The following is an 18,075-nucleotide window of genomic DNA, read 5'->3' as shown; positions in this document are numbered from 1 at the left end:
CAACCAATGCCTACACCACACAAATAAAGGATAAGATATGAACACCTCAAATCACGATTTAAATCAACGCAAGCAACAAGCAACACCACGTGGAGTAGGTGTGATGTGTCAGTGGTATGCAGACAAAGCCGAAAATGCAACCATTTGGGATCAACAAGGCCAAGCGTATACCGATTTTGCAGGTGGAATTGCAGTGCTGAATACAGGACATCGTCACCCCAAAGTCATTGCAGCAGTAAAAGCGCAATTAGAGCAATTTACACATACAGCCTATCAAGTCACTCCCTATGAAAGTTATATTTCATTGGCAGAAAAAATTAATGCACGCGCACCCATTGACGGTATGGCAAAAACCGCATTTTTTACCACAGGTGCAGAGGCTGTAGAAAATGCAGTAAAAATTGCACGTTCATATACAGGTCGTCACGGTATTATTACATTTGGTAATGGATTTCATGGACGCTCATTCATGACTATGGCCATGACAGGAAAAACCGCACCTTACAAACGTGACTTTGGTGTTATGCCGGCAGGTGTTTTTCATGCACGCTATCCTGTGCCACAACAAGGCATCAGTGTAAATGCGGCCATTTCAAGCATTGAAGATATTTTTAGTGAAGATATTTCAGCTCACGATGTTGCAGCAATTGTACTTGAGCCAGTACAAGGCGAAGGTGGATTTCATATTGTGCCTTCTGAGTTCTTAGATCGTTTACGTCAACTGTGTGATACGCATGGCATTTTACTGATTGCAGACGAAGTACAATCTGGTTTTGCACGTACAGGACAGCTGTTTGCAATGCAACACTACTCTGCTAAAGCAGATTTAATCACGATGGCCAAAAGTTTAGGAGGTGGCTTTCCTATTTCTGGTGTGGTTGGCCGTGCAGATATTATGGATGCACCTCATTCAGGTGGATTAGGCGGTACCTATGCAGGTAACCCATTGGCTGTTGCAGCTGCCCATGCGGTAATTGAAGCCATTGAAGAAGAAGATTTATGCGAGCGCGCCAATACATTAGGACACACCTTAGTCCGCACCTTAAAAGAGATCGCGCACGCACAACCACATCTCATTACAGATATTCGTGCATTGGGTTCAATGATTGCTGTTGAAGTTGAAACGGCTGCTCTTGCAAAAGCTGTACAAGATTACGCAATGCAACATCACTTACTGCTTTTAACCTGTGGTAAACATGGTAATGTTCTTCGCTTTTTGTACCCTTTAACCATTCCAACATCACAGTTTGAACATGCACTTCATATTTTAAAACAAGGTTTTCGCTCAATTGATTTGCCTGACACTGTACACTCACATTCGGAGCAATCTGCATGATTTCAACCCACTTACAACATTTACTCACACACCCCGACCTTTGCTTTGTTGCACCCGACTACCCTGCCATAGAAGTGACAGATGCAGCCACTGAAGCTTCATTGGCATGGGTGAAAAAACACACTCAAGCCGAAATCAAACATGCCATTGAGCGCGCTCAAATTGCGCAGTCGGCTTGGAAACAAAAAACGGCATTGGCACGTGCTGACATTTTATTGGCATGGCATAGTGCTGTACTTGAAAACACATCGGCATTGGCAGAAATTTTAACCGCAGAACAAGGCAAACCTTTCACTGAAGCACGAGGTGAAATTACTTATGCTGCGTCATTTATTCGTTGGTTTGCCGAACAAGCACGCCGTATTGAAGGCAACATTATTGCACCAACTCAACAACAACAGCGCCTTTTAGTTTTAAAACAACCGATAGGTGTTACTGCAGCCATTACACCTTGGAATTTTCCTGCAGCAATGATTACACGTAAAGTTGCTCCTGCACTTGCAGCAGGTTGCTCGATGGTGGTCAAACCTGCTGAACTCACACCACTAACTGCCTACGCTTTAGAAGTGTTGGCTCTACAGGCTGGCCTACCACAAGACTTACTTATTACAATTAATGGTGATGCAGCTGAAGTAGGAAAAACATTATGTGAAAGTGACATTGTACGTAAATTAAGCTTTACAGGTTCAACCCACGTTGGTCGAATTTTGATGCAGCAATGTGCACCAACCATCAAAAAACTATCTTTAGAATTAGGTGGCAATGCACCCGTCATTATTTTTGATGATGCAAATCTTGATCAAGCTGTACAAGGCATTATGGCAAGCAAATTCCGTAATAGTGGGCAAACCTGTGTATGCGCAAACCGTATTTATGTCCAAGCGGGTATTTATGAGAAATTAAGTCAAAAACTCGTTGAATCTGTTGCAACACTTAAAGTAGGCGATGGTCGTGAACAAAGTACAACACAAGGGCCTCTGATTTCGCAATCAGCAGTCGATAAAGTATTGTCGCATATTCATGATGCCACTGAAAAAGGTGCACGTATTTTGATCGGTGGTACATCTACATCACAAGGAAAACGCTTCTTTCAACCCACCGTATTAGCAGATGTCACACAACAGATGCATGTTGCTAAAGAAGAAACTTTTGGCCCACTTGCTCCTTTATTTTGCTTTGAACAAGAAGATGAAGCGATTGCATTTGCCAACGATACAGAATTTGGCTTAGCCGCATATGTATTTACTCAAAGCACAGCGCGACAATGGCGTGTGGCGGAGCAACTTGAATATGGCATGGTTGGTATCAACACAGGCGCTATTTCTAATGAAGTTGCCCCCTTTGGTGGTGTTAAACAATCAGGGCTTGGCCGTGAAGGTTCACAAGAAGGGATTGAAGAATATCTTGAAATGAAATATCTGTGTGTCGATATTTCCAATTAATACACAATGTTAAAGTATAAAGTGAGCTTATTTAAGCTCGCTTTGTTTATGTTTAGAGGCATTAAATCGATGCCCACATGCTAAGCAAGTGTAATCAAAAAAAATGTTTTTATCCACCACAGTACCTGCTTTATGCCCAACACGGCGACCTAAAAAACCACCTGTCACGCCTGCACTGATTGCACCAACAAATGTACCAATAGTTGCACCTGTAATAATGCCCAAAGGCCCTGCCAAAGTACCAATCGCAGCGCCTGTAGATGCACCCGCAGCTGCACCACCAACGGCACCCGCAGCAACACCTGCCGACCCTAACATTACACCACCAACTCTCTTTAATTGTTGCTCATGGTCTCTGATTTCAACATCAGATGCATGACACTGAGGACACAACATATCTTCTTCCTTTACTCAACCAATATTTACTGAACACAGTATAAGTCAACGCGTTTGATACTAAATAAGCGTACATTGAACGTCCGCCTGTGTCTGCATAAGTACTAAAAATCTTCTAAACCATTTGAATAAAATTTTTATATTTTTACAAGACTTACAGTAAAAAACCTTGTTCACTCATCATCAAATGTGTATTTCACTTGTTCATGCTCTGATAATTTTTTTGTAACGCAATTGCATCGGATAATGCATTATGGGGTTGCTTCGCATCAATAAAATGATCGTTTTGCGTAGGCTTCCATAACGCCATGGTGAGCGCAGGAACTGCCATATGATTCCCCGGATGAACAATTAACGCATTTAAAAACAGTGAAAGATCTTCAGGCCAATCTGCAATAATATGAACATGCTGATAACTTTGTAAAAAATGCCTTAATTTCCACTGAAACTGATCCCACTCAATCACAGGTTGATTTAATTGGGGCATTACATGTGTTTCAACCCAAGGTATAGGTGATTCACATGCTAAAACTTCATAAAAATAATGCTGATTTTCATCGACTAAAGCCATAGAAATTAATGACCCACCAAAACCATTAAATTCACAATCTAAAAATAAGTTCATCGCATCACCTTAGATTAAAAGACATTAAAACATGACTAATACAGCAATGCCGAACTCACGATTCCATACAGTGCAACTGACATTAAAATTAAAGCACATAACATCAGCATTTTGCCATAATGACGACTCTGAGACAGGCGATTAAATCCGATATAAACCAAAGATAGCGTCATGAAATCTAAAACAACCCAAACCACAGTCAGCAACAACAAACTCATATTTAAATCTGAAGTCACATGAACAAATTGCGGGAAAAATGCGGAAAAGAAAATAATATCCTTCGGGTTAGAGATTCCCACCAAAAAACCTTTTTTAAAACCGCCATGTTGTGAATGCTCAGGATGCATCATGTCATTGTGCTGTGACCACGCCTCACGAAATAACTGTACAGCCAAGTATAAAATATATAAACAACCCAATATTTTGATCATAATAAAGATCTGTTCATTGATGCTCAACAACCCTTTAAGCACTAAAACAGAGATCGCAATCAGGCATAACGATGCTAGATTAGTTCCAAAAATTGTATGTAATGCCTTGCGATACCCGCCTTTTAAACCAGCACTCGCAACAAGTAACATTACAGGCCCTGGTGTGGCAATCATGACAATCACTGTCACCATATAGGTGAATAATTCAAACCCATTCATATTCTGTCCAACATGATCTTTAACCCCAATGTTAATGCCAGTTCAAACACTGGCTGTCATACTCAATTCATACTTTGAAAGATTAAATTTTTTTTGCTTTGATCATAACCACAAAAGTCTGTTGTATCATCACATACACAATACACATTTCTACATATTTAACCGATATATTAAGCTAGAATTCTCGATGTAATGTGCTTTTAAAATCAATCTATTTTTTGGTATTTTTATATTTTCTTCACATGACATTACCAGTGATTTAAGTCTAATGATTGGCTTTTTATATTATTTCATCGCGTACAGATAAGTAGTTCGCACCATTTTAAAGCACAATCAACCATTGAAAATGCTATAAAAGCACATGGCTTTTACATCACAAGGTCAGGCTAAACATGTAATGAGTTATCATTTTCTACCAATTACACAAAGCAGTCTATCTATTTCACTAAAAGTAGTAGATAATATTTATCAGTAAAACCAATCATATACAAAGTTTAAAGCGACCGTAGGCCGTATAGGTTATCTTTAATCTTTACCCATATGATGGAAATATCTGTATAAAATACTAAGAAATGCAGTTTTAAACTGCAATTGGTGTCAGTAAAAAGCCGTCGTTTTACTTATACTACCTATTAACAGCAAGTTGCTTAACTCCAGTGACTGCTGTTTTTTTTATGATAAATCAGAACTACTTAATTTGAGAACACCACACTCACTCATTTGTTGCCATGCCTGTGCTAAAGATCCATTTAAATCAATGGCAGCTGTTGCATCTTCAATGACATAGGCTTTAAAGCCAAGTTTCACAGCATCAATGGCTGTCCATGCCACACAAAAATCGGTTGCAATTCCAACAATATACACCGTATCAATGCCACGAGCATGTAAATACCCTGCTAAACCTGTAGAGGTTACATGATCTGCTTCTAAAAAAGCAGAGTAACTATCAATATGTTGATGAAACCCTTTACGAATGATCAGCTGTGCTGTTGGAATATCCAATAATGGATGAAATTCAGCATCATGTGTACCTTGTACACAGTGTCTAGGCCATAACACCTGTGGGCCATAATCTAAAGTAATCACATCAAACGGCTGTTGACCTGTATGCTGGTCAGCAAAAGAAATATGATCTGCTGTATGCCAATCTTGCGTTAAAATCACATGATTAAATTTTTTGGCCAATTGATTAATACGAGGAATAATTCGATCGGCATGCTCTACAGCGAGTTGTCCACCCGGAGTAAAACCATTTTGTACATCAACAACAATCAATGCTGATACTTTATCGAACATAAATATGACTCCATCGAGACTTGTTTTTTCAAAATGCCTATTTTAAGCCAATCAAGTCACTGTTTTTTGAAAAAGCCCTACATTCACGATACTGTATCTCACAATCATCGTAAATATGGTTGAAAAAATAGCAAAAAATGTCTATAAAGTTGATTAGATGTGTCTTAAATTATGCCATAAGCAACAATTTACGCTACCATAATACAGATACAGCAACATATCATGATTCACACCGAATTAACGGTTTTTTTAAATTCTAAATATGAACCATCTGCTTTATTGATTCAAATAAAATAGGTATGGCCCAACAGGATATTTTTTCAAAATGACTCAGCTAGCTCAGAACATTCAAGGCTCAATCGTCGCACTCGTCACCCCTATGCTTGAAGATGGTAACGTAGATTGGAAAGGCCTAGAGAAGCTCGTTGAGTGGCATATCCAAGAAGGGACAAATGCCATCGTGGCTGTAGGCACCTCGGGCGAATCATCAACACTCACGATGCAAGAACATGCAAAAGTGATTCAAGAAGTGATCCGTATTGCCAATAAACGCATTCCCATTATTGCAGGTACAGGGGCAAACTCTACCCACGAAGCCATTAAGCTCACTCAAGAAGCCCATTCTTTTGGTGCAGATGCAGTACTTTCTGTCGTTCCTTATTATAATAAACCAACGCAAGAAGGTTTATATCAACATTTCAAAGCCATCGCAGCATCTGCCAATATTCCTGTTATTTTATACAATGTACCCGGGCGCACTGTTGCAGATTTGAGTAATGAGACGGTATTACGCTTAGCAGACATTGAAAATATTATTGGAATTAAAGATGCCACAGGAGATGTACCTCGTGGTCAAGCGCTGATTGAAAGCCTTCAAGGAAAAATTGCCGTTTACTCAGGGGATGACGATACAGCAGCTGAACTCATGTTGGTCGGTGGTCAAGGCAATATTTCGGTGACGGCCAATATTGCTCCAAACACTGTGAGCAAAATTTGCCAATATGCACTTGCAGGCGATGCTGAAAACACTAGAAAGCTAGCACAGAACATTGCAAATCTAAACAATATTTTATTTTGCGAATCTAACCCAATTCCTGTCAAATGGGCACTTTGTGAAATGGGAATGATTTGTAGTGGTATTCGCTTACCACTCACGCCATTGGCAGAACAATATCATGCAGATGTACGCGATGCACTCAAGTCTGCAAAACTTATTTAAAGGTACTTTTTATGATGCAATTACGTGTAGGCATTAGCATAGCATTACTTTCTACGCTGGGCATAACAGGGTGTAGCACCCTAAGTACCAAACTTGCAGTCAATAATGGCTCATTAGATTACAAAAAAGCTGACACAATTGAACCTTTAAAATACCCACAAGGTATAGATGCGCGTGCAGTAACACCACTGTATCCTGCGCCTATTATTAACCCTGTGGCACTTGAAAAAGCACCTGATTTTGAAAATCAAAAAGGTAATCGCTTTGCAATGCCTCGCCCACTAGAACAGGTACAAAACCGTTCATTGGCTAAAAAAGCGCAAAATCAGTACCTTCGCCCGACAGTTTTATTTGATGCAAAACGCAATCCACTACTGAAAGTTAGTGGCAAATCTGATACCATTTGGCAGTACACATTGGCAACGCTTAGCAGTCTAAATTATAGCGTTACAGGGCAAAACCCAACACGCTACGAAGCAACCATTCAGGTCAACCAAAAAACATACCTGTTAAAACTCTCTGCAATTGGCAAAGAAAATACATTGGTGTTGTTTAACCCTGATAATAGTTTTGCCGATCAGACTCAAGCGGAAGAACTTTTAGGTCAAATCGCACAGAATTGGCCAGCCTAGTACACTAGGACTTATTTTTAAAAACAGGTTAGCCCCATGTTAAAAAACACCCTGCTCTATACCGGTAAAGCCAAATCTGTCTACACCACAGATAACCCAGACCTTTTAATTTTAGTATTTCGTGATGATGCTTCGGCATTCAATGGCGAAAAAATTGCACAACTCGACCGTAAGGGCAAGGTAAATAATCTATTTAATGCGTTTATCATGGAAAAACTTGCTGAAGCAGGCATTGAAACGCATTTTGAAAAATTGATTAATCCAAGCGAAGTTCTAGTAAAGCGTTTAGACATGATTCCTGTAGAGTGTGTTATTCGTAACTACGCTGCAGGTTCACTTTGTCGTCGCTTAGGTGTAGAAGAAGGAAAAGTACTTACTCCACCAACATTTGAGCTGTTCTTCAAAGATGATGCCTTAGGCGATCCAATGGTGAACGAATCTCAATCCATTGCATTGGGCTGGGCAACGGCAGAACAACTTGAACAAATGAAAGTATTAACATACCAAGTAAATCAAGTCCTGACAGATTTGTTTGAGCAAGGCGGTATGCTCTTGGTTGACTTTAAACTAGAGTTTGGTGTTTTCCACGACCGCATTGTACTGGGTGATGAGTTTTCACCAGATGGCTGTCGTTTATGGGACAAAGAAACGAAAAAGAAATTAGACAAAGATCGCTTCCGTCAAGGGTTAGGCGATGTTGTTGAAGCATACGAAGAAGTTGCAACACGTCTAGGCATTAATCTAGATAGCATCTAAATTGAATCTGCTTTACAAAACCGAGCTTTCTAGCTCGGTTTTTTAATGTAAGCTCAGTGCCTCATATTCTGTTTAAAACAGAGCATCTATATGAAAAGCTATTACACTTTCGCTTTTGCATTTTTTTTCAGCACAGTTACACAAGCAACACCTATTGACATTATTTCGCTTTGGCCAAACGATGAACCACCGCATCACCCAAAACATCAATTAAAAAACAACGTACATACCGTGGCAACACCATTTATGGCGGTGTATTTTCCTGAACAATCTAATCATACTGCGATTTTAGTTCTCAGTGGTGGTGGTTACGCCCATGAAGTACTCAATAAAGAAGGTACCCCCACAGCACAATGGCTACAACAACACGGTTTTACTGTATTTGAATTACTCTATCGTTTACCTCACCTTCAACAACAAAGCCAAACACGTGATTTCCCTTTTGCAGATGCACAGCGTGCATTACGACTCATTAAAGCAACATCCAAATACAAACAGGTAGGTGTGATGGGTTTTTCTGCCGGTGGGCATGTTGCAGGAATGTTAGCCACACAGTGGACAACGCCCTTTTATTTTGCAGTCGATCATATAGATACATTGTCTGCTCGACCTGATTTTGCAGTACTGCTCTATCCCATCGTCAGTATGCAAGCACCGTTAAACCACACCCATGCATATCATGTATTGTTTAATGAACACAGTAGTGATGCTTTATTACGCCAATATAGTGTCAATCAAAATGTTCGCTCGGATACCCCCCCAATGTTTATTGCACATGCTCGTGATGATGCTATTTCACCTGTGGCCAATAGCCAATTACTACATCAAGCATTAATACAGCAACATATCAGCAATCAACTTATTTTATTTGACCATGGTGGGCATGGTTGGGGCTTAGGAAATAATACGCAAACCCAGCAATGGCCAAACTTATTTTTACAATGGCAACAGCATCACGATTGAGTGTCTTGCCAACGGCGTTGTTGTAGCTTTTCACCTTCAACTTCACGCTTATTTCGTGCCGACTCATACAATTTCGTGCCCATTAATTCAGGCGGTAGATAATTTTGTTTCACAAAATGTTCTGGATAATCATGTGGGTATAAATAATCTTCTCCGTAACCCTGTGCTTTCATTAAACCTGTAGGTGCATTGCGTAAATGCAGAGGAACAGCAACATCTGCGGTCTTTTCGGCCAATGCCATGGCTTTATTAATCGCCAAATACGTACTATTGCTTTTGGCACTGGTTGCCAAGTACACCACGCATTGCCCTAAAACAATACGTGCTTCAGGCATACCAATCGCCTGTACAGCCCGCATACTTTCTCCAGCAAGCAACAAAGCATTTGGATTTGAATTTCCAATATCTTCTGACGCTGAAATCAGCAAACGACGAGCAATAAAAACAGGATCTTCTCCCCCTTTGAGCATACGGGCAAGCCAATACAAAGCAGCATCGGGGTCACTTCCACGAATAGATTTAATCAGTGCCGATGCTAAATCGTAATGCTGTTCACCGGTCTTGTCATAACGAGCAGTGGTTTGTTGAGCAATTTTGACCACGATGGCATTATTAATATGATGTTCATCTTGCTCTACATCAAAAGTATTAACCACTAAATCAAGCAAATTCAATGCCTTTCTAGCATCTCCGCCTGAAAATTGAATGAGTGCTTCATATTCATCAATATATACGTGGCGATTTTGCAAAATAGAATCACGGCTTAATGCTTGATCAAGCAATTGTTGAATCGCTTCATGATCTAAAGCATTTAACGTATAGACCTGACAACGAGATAATAAAGCACTATTGACTTCAAAAGAGGGATTTTCTGTGGTTGCTCCCACTAAGGTAATTTTTCCTTTTTCAACCGCGCCTAATAACGCATCTTGTTGTGATTTATTAAATCGATGAATTTCGTCAATAAATACCACAGGCGTGAGTAGATCACCACTTTCTGCAATAATTTCTCTTAATTCTTTCACGCCAGTATTTAATGCAGATAAGCTCAAAAATGGACGATCTACGGCTTGCGCAAGCAAAGATGCTAATGTGGTTTTCCCAACGCCCGGTGGCCCCCAAAAAATAATAGAAGGTAAATGCCCCTGATCAATCATTTGACGAAACGGTGCATCTGCATTTAATAAATGCCCCTGCCCTAAAATTTCAGATAAATCACGGGGACGTAAACGTTCTGGCAGTGGAATATTACAACTATCGTTCATAAGTAAATCTATCTTTGACTGTGGTTAGACCAACATGTGGTATATGTTATGCGTGTAAATCTAAGCGACTTAACGTTAAAGGATCATCACGATCATCAGGTCGCTGTAAAGCTTGTATAATTTCACAATCTTTGACAGATGCATTGGCTTGGCATGACTTTTCTAGTTGTTCAAGTTGCACTTTAAATTGCTCTAGTTGATTAATTTTTTCAGTGACATGATGTAAATGGTCACGAATCACTTCATTCACATGCACACAATTTTGTTCAGGTTCTTGTAATTGTTCATGCAATGCTTGAATTTCTTTCAAAGACATTCCTAATTCACGGCAGTGACGAATAAAAACAAGGCGCGTTAAGCTGTCTTGATCATAGTACCGATAATTGTTGTCCGCACGTAGTGGTGGACGAATCAATTGCTTTTTTTCATAAAACCGAATGGTATCTGCACTGAGTTTGGCTTTTTTCGCCAATTCACCAATTGTAAATTGCATAAAATTCTCCTTGACCTTAGAGCTACACCAAGCTTTTTAATCAGTTTAAATCTGTTAGAGGAGATTTTCAAATGGCTGGTTGTCATTGTCATCACGAAGCACCAACAAAAACGCATTCTAAAAAATTTCGCAATGCGCTTTGGATTGCATTGGTGCTCAATCTCTCTTTGTTTTTAATTGAAGTGGTTGGCGGTATGCAATCGGGTTCAGCATCACTTTGGGCAGATTCGCTCGATTTTGCTGGTGACTCATTTAACTATATTATTTCTTTAATTGCTTTAGGCATGAGTTTGTATTGGCGAGCCAATGCAGCATTGCTCAAAGGCGGCATGATGGTTTTATTTGCAGGCCTTGTTGTTGGAAAGGTTGTGTGGTCGTATAGCATTGGTCAACCCCCTGAAGCCATGACTATGGGTGTTATTGGTGTATTGGCCTTACTTGCCAATATCATTAGTGCTTTTGTGCTTTATACCTTTAGAGATGGCGATTCAAATATGCGCTCGGTGTGGTTGTGTAGCCGTAACGATGCCATTGGTAACGTGGCTGTATTATTGGCCGCTCTTGGTGTCTTTGGTACGCAAAGCATGTTCCCTGATTTATTGGTGGCCTTTATTATGGCGATTCTCGGTTTCTCAGGTGGTTTACAAGTAATCAAACAAGCCCGTGCCGAACGTCAAAAAAGCCGTTACACACCTGTACATTAATCTTAAAATTAACGTACCCATCGAACAATATATTGGTCAATGTCATCTTCAGGAACATCATGTTCAGAAATACAACGACCTGCCACAGATTTTTTAGCAGTGATCACACTTTGTCGAGAGCCTGTATTTAAATAATGCCACGAGGGTAGTTTCTTACCCTCATATCGACGTCGATATGCACAAGTTGAAGGTAGCCAATAGGCAATTTGATCAATGGTTTTTAAATCTAATTGAATACAGTCAGGTACGAATTTTTTTCGATGAACATAGTCAGAACAGTGCCCTGTAGAACAATCTAATAAATGGCATGCCACCTTAGTGTATGCCACATCTTGCGTATCATCATCTTCTAATTTAATTAAACAGCACAGACCGCAACCATCGCACAGTGCTTCCCACTCTTGTGTACTTAATGCATCAAGGGGGTATTTTTGCCAAAATTGAGGGCGTAAAGACATGCTGAACCCGATATAAACACAACACTTGTAGTGTAACATGGCTGAACACATAAATTGATAGCATCGACCACAGCATCACCATTACAATTCTTTACATCATCAAAAAATTACTCACAATGCATAAAGATTTTTTCCATTATGATGAAATAAAACGCATCTTTGATTAAGTCACAGATCTTTTCATTCATATGTTGATAGGCAGGCACATGCACAATATTATTACCCGTGAAATCGAATATACAGCACATGATGGTAAAACCTTGATTGGTTTTTTTGCTGCGCCAGAAGTACAACACGCCTTGCCCGGTCTTATTCTTGGGCCCGAGTGGTGGGGTCGCGATGAATATATGGTCGAACGTGCAATGCAATTTGCAGCTCAAGGCTATGCAACATTTGCAATAGACATGTACGGCAACAAGGCATGTACTGAAGTGGCCACAGAAGCCAGCGCATATATGAGTGAAGTTTTTGAAAAACCCAATACCTTACTTGATCGTGCACAAGCTGGTTTAGCCATGTTAGCGGCACAACCTGAAGTTGACCCTAAAAAACTTGCTACCATCGGGTTTTGCTTTGGTGGAAAAATTGCATTAGAACTTGCACGTAGCGGTGCACCACTTGAAGTGATTGCTTCTTTTCACGGGACACTTAAAACAGATCGTCCTGCAAAATTAGGTATGATCAAAGGTGATGTTTTGATTTGTCATGGTATCGATGACAGTATGATTTCACTAGAAGATGTCGACCGCATTGAACAAGAATTACAACATGCCGATGTTGCATATCAAATTTTAAGATTAGAAGATGCAAAACACGGGTTTACTAACCCTAAATCAGATGAAAGACATGCAAAAACAGGGGTAGATGTCGCATATAATGCTGTGGCTGAACAAAAAAGTCTTGATACATTGGCTGAACTTTTAAAAAAACGCTTCCCTACCCATTAATCTATGCAAACATACACTGATCCAAAATAAATGCGCTTAACACACTAAGTAATATACATTCACGCATGTTGTAAAAACCAAGAATAAGCAGGTTAAAGTAAACTCGCTTTAACCTGCTCAACACATTAACGATAGTCTTAGAAACGGTAACGCAAAGTTAATTGTGCATTTACAGGGTTACCAATCAATGCACCTTGGTCAGACAACCCATGCGCAGAAACAAAATAATGACGGTCAAAAATATTGTTTACATTCAATCCAACATCATAACGCTCATGGTTATACCCTACCGCAGCATTCATCACTGCATATCCTGGTAATTTCAACACATTGGTAGATGCAGCATATTGACTGGTTTGTGCTCGACCACCCACGGCTGCATACCAATGATCATTGAACTGATATTTTGCCCATACATTTGCAGAGTTTTTAGGTGTAAGCGCAGCCAATGATCCCACAGGAACACTTGCCAATACAGATTTTGTGATTTTTGCATCTAAATATGCATAACCTGCCAAAATAGACAGCTTATCAGTTAATTGGCCAACAGCAGTTACTTCTACACCACGGCTGCGTTGTTCGCCTGCAACCAGTGCAGTTTGTCCTGTTTTGTCAGCAGGATCTGACTGTAAGACATTGTTTTGTGTGGTGTTAAATATAGACAACGAGACATTGTAGTCTGGCGTAACATCCCACTTGGCACCCACTTCATAACTTTGCGTTTTTGTTGGTTGTAATCCTGATAAATTACGATATACCGTTAAAGCATCAGATAATGGCTGAAAAGACTGGTTATAAGAGGCGTATAAAGACAATTGTTCAATCGGTTCATACACAAGCCCGACACGTGGAGAAAACTTATGATCGGTACGATTGTATGGTGTTATCACATTTTTTTGCACCGCTAAAGCTGAACGTTTTTGTTCCAAATCATCGTAACGAGCCCCAATTAATACTTTAAGTTGCGTATTTAATGCCAGCATGTCTTGTATATACAATGCTTTATTGGTGCTGTTGTTTTTATTATTGGTCGTTGGTGTAACTGTTGAAATCGATTGCCATATCGGCAAAACAATATTATTCAACTGCAAGGTAGATGCAGGAGGACTAGCAAATATTTTATCATCTTTATTTTGATGGTTAAGCTCTAAACCAACAAGTACATTATGTTCAATACTGCCTGTTTTAAATTGACCAGATAATTCTTGTTGTGTTGCTACACCTTTTTCATTACGAAAACGGCGTGATGGTGTAATGGAAATGGTTTGATTTTTCGCATTATATGATGAATTTGGTAGTTGACGATCTAAAGAATACTTATAGGCATGCACCACACCATGATATTTCCATGCATTATCAAAGGTATGATCTAATGTGACTGTTGCACTTTTTACTTCTGTATCTGTATCTGCACTATCTTTTGCATTGGCAGGGCCTAAAAAAACTTTTCGATCTAAAGCAAGTGGTCGATGGGTGGTTGGATCCATCGGAAATCCTTGATCTGCCAAACGATCATCATGCAAATAATCGGCTTGAACCAATAATTTGGTTTTGTCCGAAATATCCCAACTCATAGAAGGTGCAATGGCCTGACGCTTTAAGAAAGCCTGATTTCTGTATCCATCTGAATCTTCAACTGCACCTGTCAGACGCATTTTCACCTGATCTGAAAGAGGCTGATTCACATCAAATTGAGAACGGCGTTGGCCTAATGTACTTCCCATTAACGTGATTTCACGTAAAGGTTCTGCCATTGGCTTTTTGGTAATGCGGTTAATTAATCCACCCGCAGAACCACGACCATATAATACAGATGCAGGGCCTTTAACGACTTCTATACGCTCTGTATTGGATAAATCTCTGTAATACATTGCGTCATCACGAAAACCATCAATATAGCTATCATATACTGAGTTAAATCCTCGAATAGAGACTTGATCTCGCTGTCCATCCCCTGTGCTAAACCCCACACCCGGCACATTTTGTAATGCACCTTGAACTGAAGTTACTGCCTGCTCTCTTAAAATTTCTTGCGGAATAACATTTACAGTCTGAGGTACGTCTTTGAGTTGTAAAGCGCCTTTCGTTGCTGTTGAAGCCTGTGTTACTTCTTGCTTTAATGTTTGTTGATTGGCTTTACTTCGAATAGAAGGTAATGCCGCAACCTCATCTGCATAACCTAGCCCAGAAAATGAAGACAATATAGAAACCAATAAAATAGTCTTTTTCATAAAAAATAATGACTTAATGCCATCTCTTACCAAATTGATTACAAAAATACACATAGTATCTTAAAATAATTATTAACAATAATCATTATCAACTATTTACTTTGTATCTTGATCATTCCTACAAAGAGCATTTTTTATGAGCGACGACGCTTTATTTTAAAGTTAAAAGTATGATTAGGCCATTGAGTATCGCTTTTTATATTATTAATCACAGTGGCAATTAATACTAAAATGACCGTACCCAATAAAACTGGAAACAAAAGAAATGTCCACTCATAGTGAACGCTCTGTGCTGTGAGCAAAATCACCAATGGGTTGGCACCCGCTGGTGGATGTACACAGCGTAGTAGTTGCATAGATGCAATTGCACACCCAACAGATAACGCAATGGTAAATGCAGATAACGTAAAAAATTTTAGAAAAAATAATCCAATAAATGCAGAAATGAAATGCCCTAATATAATATTTTTTGGTTGAGCCAATGGTGACTGTGGTACAGCATATAAAAGAACACAACTTGCACCAAATGGCGCCATAATATATAGATGATTAAAGAATTTTGTCAGAATTAACAATATAAAAATACTTAATGTTCCACCAATTAATCCTTTTAAAACCGTAATCACATGAACAGATGGCATTAACTTTTCTTTTATATTTTTTATAGACTGCATGGTTACCATCGCTTAGATATTGTTTTAGGTATATAGTACATACAAAATTACAAATAGTACAGAATTGTACTTTTTTATTCAAAGGAGTTATTCTCTTGTCAAAGTCAGCATTAAAAATTTTAAATACAGCAGAAAAATTATTTAATCACAATAGCTTTATTGGTGTCGGAGTCGACTTCATTCGTGATGAATCAGGTTGCTCAAAAACAACCATGTATACCCATTTCAAAAATAAAACACAGTTAATTCATTCAGTATTAACTGCGCGTGACCAAAGGTTTCAACACCGTATACTTGAACATATCGGAGACAGTTATGGTGCAACGGCCATTCATCAGATTTTAGATTGGCACATGAAATGGTTTCAACAAGATGACTTCAAAGGCTGTTTATTTATTAGAGCCTTTTCAGAAGCGACAGACCATCAAGAGATTTGTGCGATTTCTATTGCACATAAACAATGGGTTAAACAACTCATTACAAAGCATTGCTTAATAGCAGGACATCCAGAAGCGAATGAAATCATTTATACGCTCATTGAAGGATTGATCAGTCGTTTTTTAATTGATGGTTTTGATTCAAACGTTGCACAAAAAATTCAACACACGATCTATGTACTTTTAAGTCCACCACAACATACATAATTCAATGATCTTGTGTTGAATGTGCATGCGCTTATATAGACAACACAAATAATACCTGAGCGAAGTGGATGAAAAAATAAAGCGGATTGACTTTCGTTAATTGAATCCATTCATTGTATTATTCATTTTATATATTCAATCTTTATAAAATGAAAAGAATCAAGAGAGGTATTTTCATATTGCTATCAGATGATATGTGAATATACTCGAGCAAGATGGTTACACCATGATGTAACCATACTACAAATTGCTTTATAATCAGCTTAGATTCTTATGTAAAACTGCTATGCCTTCGTTTCAATTTTCAGATGCCTTACTTACATGGTTCGATCAGTATGGTCGCCATGACCTACCTTGGCAGGTCGCAGACGATCCGTATAAAGTATGGGTGTCTGAAATTATGCTTCAACAAACTCAAGTTAAAACGGTACTCAAGTATTTTGACCGTTTCATCACACGCTTTCCTAGTGCAAGTTTGCTTGGGCAAGCCAGCTGGGATGATGTTGCACCATATTGGGCAGGGCTAGGTTACTATGCACGTGCAAGAAATTTACACAAAGCAGCCACTCAAATTTTCCAAGGTGGCGGTGCTCTACCCACCAGTTTAGACGGTTGGATTGCATTGCCAGGCATTGGGCGCTCTACAGCAGGCGCAATTATGTCGTTGGGTTTACGTCAATACGGAGTCATTTTAGATGGCAATGTAAAACGTGTATTGGCACGATTTTTTGCCATTACTGATGACTTAAGTAAAACAATACATGAAAAAAACATGTGGCATATTGCAACAACACTCTGCCCAACCGAACGTAATCACGACTATACTCAAGCCATTATGGACTTAGGGGCAACCATCTGCACTCCTAAAAAACCATTGTGTTTATACTGCCCAATGCAACAACATTGCCAAGCCTATGCTCAAGGCAGTCAAACGTATATTCCATTTAAAAAGCCCAAAAAAACAGTGCCTGAAAAAGTCGGATTTGTACTATGTTTACAACAACAAGAAACATGGTTTTGGCAACAACGTGAAAATAATGGTTTATGGGGTGGATTATGGTGCTTACCCATTTTTAACACCCAAGACGAGCTAAATCATCAAATTAACTTACTCAAATTAACTGCATCTTCAACACCAAATTTTCAGCTTACCCACCAATTTACTCACTTTACTTGGCACTTACAGGTATATGTCGTACAAGTTGCACACACCAACACACTCAGCGATTTAACAGGCCATTGGCTATCCAAAAAAGATGCCATAAACAAAGGTATACCGACTGCAATGCAAAAACTGATCGACCATGATCAGAGATCGAACTCATGAAGCCGCAGAGTAAATTC

The 18,075-nt window shown here is 39.2% G+C and carries 19 protein-coding genes; 10 read left to right on the top strand and 9 right to left on the bottom strand.

What is annotated here, in order from left to right; translation table 11 throughout:
* Positions 1-37 precede the first annotated feature (37 nt).
* Together gabT and I2F17_RS07695 are read left to right on the top strand one after the other, a co-directional pair.
* Positions 38-1,336: a 4-aminobutyrate--2-oxoglutarate transaminase gene (gene gabT, locus I2F17_RS07700; protein WP_211139510.1), complete on the top strand. Its 1,299-nt coding sequence runs from the start codon at positions 38-40 to the stop codon at positions 1,334-1,336.
* A complete protein-coding gene (locus I2F17_RS07695; RefSeq protein ID WP_211139509.1) occupies positions 1,333-2,778 on the top strand; it encodes an NAD-dependent succinate-semialdehyde dehydrogenase in 1,446 nt (481 codons plus the stop codon). The genes gabT and I2F17_RS07695 overlap by 4 nt, the downstream gene beginning before the upstream one ends.
* 27 nt (positions 2,779-2,805) lie before the next feature.
* Here the strand turns inward: I2F17_RS07695 and I2F17_RS07690 are convergent, their stop codons facing one another.
* From I2F17_RS07690 to pncA, 4 genes are all read right to left on the bottom strand, one after another.
* Entirely contained in the window at positions 2,806-3,174 is a 369-nt protein-coding gene (locus tag I2F17_RS07690) for a hypothetical protein (RefSeq protein WP_196421876.1), read from the bottom strand.
* Between the two features lie 196 nt (positions 3,175-3,370).
* On the bottom strand, positions 3,371-3,799 hold the full coding sequence (locus tag I2F17_RS07685) for a hypothetical protein (protein WP_211139508.1): 429 nt from the start codon (positions 3,797-3,799) through the stop codon (positions 3,371-3,373).
* Positions 3,800-3,834: 35 nt separating this feature from the next.
* Positions 3,835-4,449 (bottom strand): LysE family translocator, encoded by a 615-nt coding sequence (locus I2F17_RS07680; RefSeq protein ID WP_211139507.1) that lies wholly within the window; start codon positions 4,447-4,449, stop codon positions 3,835-3,837.
* Positions 4,450-5,121: 672 nt separating this feature from the next.
* On the bottom strand, positions 5,122-5,745 hold the full coding sequence (pncA, locus tag I2F17_RS07675; RefSeq protein WP_211139506.1) for a bifunctional nicotinamidase/pyrazinamidase: 624 nt from the start codon (positions 5,743-5,745) through the stop codon (positions 5,122-5,124).
* 325 nt (positions 5,746-6,070) lie between these two features.
* Here pncA and dapA point away from each other — a divergent pair, with 325 nt between their 5' ends.
* The 4 genes from dapA to I2F17_RS07655 all read left to right on the top strand — a co-directional run bounded on the left by dapA (position 6,071) and on the right by I2F17_RS07655 (position 9,315).
* On the top strand, positions 6,071-6,964 hold the full coding sequence (gene dapA, locus I2F17_RS07670; protein WP_211139505.1) for a 4-hydroxy-tetrahydrodipicolinate synthase: 894 nt from the start codon (positions 6,071-6,073) through the stop codon (positions 6,962-6,964).
* 14 nt (positions 6,965-6,978) lie between these two features.
* The gene (locus I2F17_RS07665) at positions 6,979-7,596 is read left to right on the top strand and encodes a lipoprotein-34 precursor (NlpB) (RefSeq protein ID WP_196421916.1); all 618 of its coding nucleotides are present in this window, start codon (positions 6,979-6,981) and stop codon (positions 7,594-7,596) included.
* Positions 7,597-7,632: 36 nt separating this feature from the next.
* Complete coding sequence (gene purC / locus I2F17_RS07660) at positions 7,633-8,352, top strand: phosphoribosylaminoimidazolesuccinocarboxamide synthase (RefSeq protein WP_196421881.1); 720 nt, start codon at positions 7,633-7,635, stop codon at positions 8,350-8,352.
* 90 nt (positions 8,353-8,442) lie between these two features.
* The gene (locus tag I2F17_RS07655; RefSeq protein ID WP_211139504.1) at positions 8,443-9,315 is read left to right on the top strand and encodes an alpha/beta hydrolase; all 873 of its coding nucleotides are present in this window, start codon (positions 8,443-8,445) and stop codon (positions 9,313-9,315) included.
* On the opposite strand, the gene I2F17_RS07650 is transcribed toward I2F17_RS07655, so the two are convergent.
* Entirely contained in the window at positions 9,306-10,580 is a 1,275-nt protein-coding gene (locus I2F17_RS07650) for a replication-associated recombination protein A (RefSeq protein ID WP_211139503.1), read from the bottom strand. The genes I2F17_RS07655 and I2F17_RS07650 overlap by 10 nt on opposite strands.
* 46 nt (positions 10,581-10,626) lie before the next feature.
* Positions 10,627-11,073 (bottom strand): MerR family transcriptional regulator, encoded by a 447-nt coding sequence (locus I2F17_RS07645; protein WP_196421884.1) that lies wholly within the window; start codon positions 11,071-11,073, stop codon positions 10,627-10,629.
* A gap of 71 nt (positions 11,074-11,144) precedes the next feature.
* On the opposite strand from I2F17_RS07645, the gene I2F17_RS07640 reads away from it, so the two are divergent.
* On the top strand, positions 11,145-11,777 hold the full coding sequence (locus I2F17_RS07640) for a cation transporter (protein ID WP_196421885.1): 633 nt from the start codon (positions 11,145-11,147) through the stop codon (positions 11,775-11,777).
* A gap of 8 nt (positions 11,778-11,785) precedes the next feature.
* Here I2F17_RS07640 and I2F17_RS07635 read toward each other — a convergent pair whose 3' ends face one another.
* The gene (locus I2F17_RS07635; RefSeq protein WP_196421886.1) at positions 11,786-12,235 is read right to left on the bottom strand and encodes a YcgN family cysteine cluster protein; all 450 of its coding nucleotides are present in this window, start codon (positions 12,233-12,235) and stop codon (positions 11,786-11,788) included.
* Between the two features lie 206 nt (positions 12,236-12,441).
* On the opposite strand from I2F17_RS07635, the gene I2F17_RS07630 reads away from it, so the two are divergent.
* Positions 12,442-13,182, top strand: a complete 741-nt coding sequence (locus I2F17_RS07630; protein ID WP_211139502.1) for a dienelactone hydrolase family protein — start codon at positions 12,442-12,444, stop codon at positions 13,180-13,182.
* A 137-nt stretch (positions 13,183-13,319) separates the two neighbouring features.
* Here I2F17_RS07630 and I2F17_RS07625 read toward each other — a convergent pair whose 3' ends face one another.
* Together I2F17_RS07625 and I2F17_RS07620 are read right to left on the bottom strand one after the other, a co-directional pair.
* Positions 13,320-15,413, bottom strand: a complete 2,094-nt coding sequence (locus I2F17_RS07625) for a TonB-dependent receptor (RefSeq protein WP_211139501.1) — start codon at positions 15,411-15,413, stop codon at positions 13,320-13,322.
* A 134-nt stretch (positions 15,414-15,547) separates the two neighbouring features.
* Complete coding sequence (locus I2F17_RS07620) at positions 15,548-16,087, bottom strand: HPP family protein (RefSeq protein WP_196421889.1); 540 nt, start codon at positions 16,085-16,087, stop codon at positions 15,548-15,550.
* A gap of 95 nt (positions 16,088-16,182) precedes the next feature.
* On the opposite strand from I2F17_RS07620, the gene I2F17_RS07615 reads away from it, so the two are divergent.
* Entirely contained in the window at positions 16,183-16,731 is a 549-nt protein-coding gene (locus tag I2F17_RS07615) for a TetR/AcrR family transcriptional regulator (RefSeq protein ID WP_211139500.1), read from the top strand.
* A 286-nt stretch (positions 16,732-17,017) separates the two neighbouring features.
* The gene (gene mutY, locus I2F17_RS07610; RefSeq protein ID WP_211139499.1) at positions 17,018-18,058 is read left to right on the top strand and encodes an A/G-specific adenine glycosylase; all 1,041 of its coding nucleotides are present in this window, start codon (positions 17,018-17,020) and stop codon (positions 18,056-18,058) included.
* Positions 18,059-18,075: the final 17 nt, after the last annotated feature.

The sequence above is a fragment of the Acinetobacter baretiae genome (genome assembly GCF_015627105.1).
GTDB classification, from domain to species: Bacteria; Pseudomonadota; Gammaproteobacteria; order Pseudomonadales; family Moraxellaceae; genus Acinetobacter; species Acinetobacter baretiae.
Note: the sequence above shows the minus strand (reverse complement) of the source record. Positions and strands in the feature narration are given on the sequence as shown.

Coding starts and splice junctions, on each gene's coding strand:
- I2F17_RS07640 (WP_196421885.1), top strand. CDS start 11,145: ATGGCTGGTTGTCATTGTCATCACGAAGCACCAACAAAAACGCATTCT.
- pncA (WP_211139506.1), bottom strand. CDS start 5,745: ATGTTCGATAAAGTATCAGCATTGATTGTTGTTGATGTACAAAATGGT.
- I2F17_RS07655 (WP_211139504.1), top strand. CDS start 8,443: ATGAAAAGCTATTACACTTTCGCTTTTGCATTTTTTTTCAGCACAGTT.
- I2F17_RS07695 (WP_211139509.1), top strand. CDS start 1,333: ATGATTTCAACCCACTTACAACATTTACTCACACACCCCGACCTTTGC.
- I2F17_RS07625 (WP_211139501.1), bottom strand. CDS start 15,413: ATGAAAAAGACTATTTTATTGGTTTCTATATTGTCTTCATTTTCTGGG.
- I2F17_RS07645 (WP_196421884.1), bottom strand. CDS start 11,073: ATGCAATTTACAATTGGTGAATTGGCGAAAAAAGCCAAACTCAGTGCA.
- I2F17_RS07690 (WP_196421876.1), bottom strand. CDS start 3,174: ATGTTGTGTCCTCAGTGTCATGCATCTGATGTTGAAATCAGAGACCAT.
- I2F17_RS07665 (WP_196421916.1), top strand. CDS start 6,979: ATGCAATTACGTGTAGGCATTAGCATAGCATTACTTTCTACGCTGGGC.
- I2F17_RS07630 (WP_211139502.1), top strand. CDS start 12,442: ATGCACAATATTATTACCCGTGAAATCGAATATACAGCACATGATGGT.
- mutY (WP_211139499.1), top strand. CDS start 17,018: ATGCCTTCGTTTCAATTTTCAGATGCCTTACTTACATGGTTCGATCAG.
- purC (WP_196421881.1), top strand. CDS start 7,633: ATGTTAAAAAACACCCTGCTCTATACCGGTAAAGCCAAATCTGTCTAC.
- dapA (WP_211139505.1), top strand. CDS start 6,071: ATGACTCAGCTAGCTCAGAACATTCAAGGCTCAATCGTCGCACTCGTC.
- I2F17_RS07620 (WP_196421889.1), bottom strand. CDS start 16,087: ATGCAGTCTATAAAAAATATAAAAGAAAAGTTAATGCCATCTGTTCAT.
- I2F17_RS07635 (WP_196421886.1), bottom strand. CDS start 12,235: ATGTCTTTACGCCCTCAATTTTGGCAAAAATACCCCCTTGATGCATTA.
- I2F17_RS07680 (WP_211139507.1), bottom strand. CDS start 4,449: ATGAATGGGTTTGAATTATTCACCTATATGGTGACAGTGATTGTCATG.
- I2F17_RS07650 (WP_211139503.1), bottom strand. CDS start 10,580: ATGAACGATAGTTGTAATATTCCACTGCCAGAACGTTTACGTCCCCGT.
- I2F17_RS07685 (WP_211139508.1), bottom strand. CDS start 3,799: ATGAACTTATTTTTAGATTGTGAATTTAATGGTTTTGGTGGGTCATTA.
- gabT (WP_211139510.1), top strand. CDS start 38: ATGAACACCTCAAATCACGATTTAAATCAACGCAAGCAACAAGCAACA.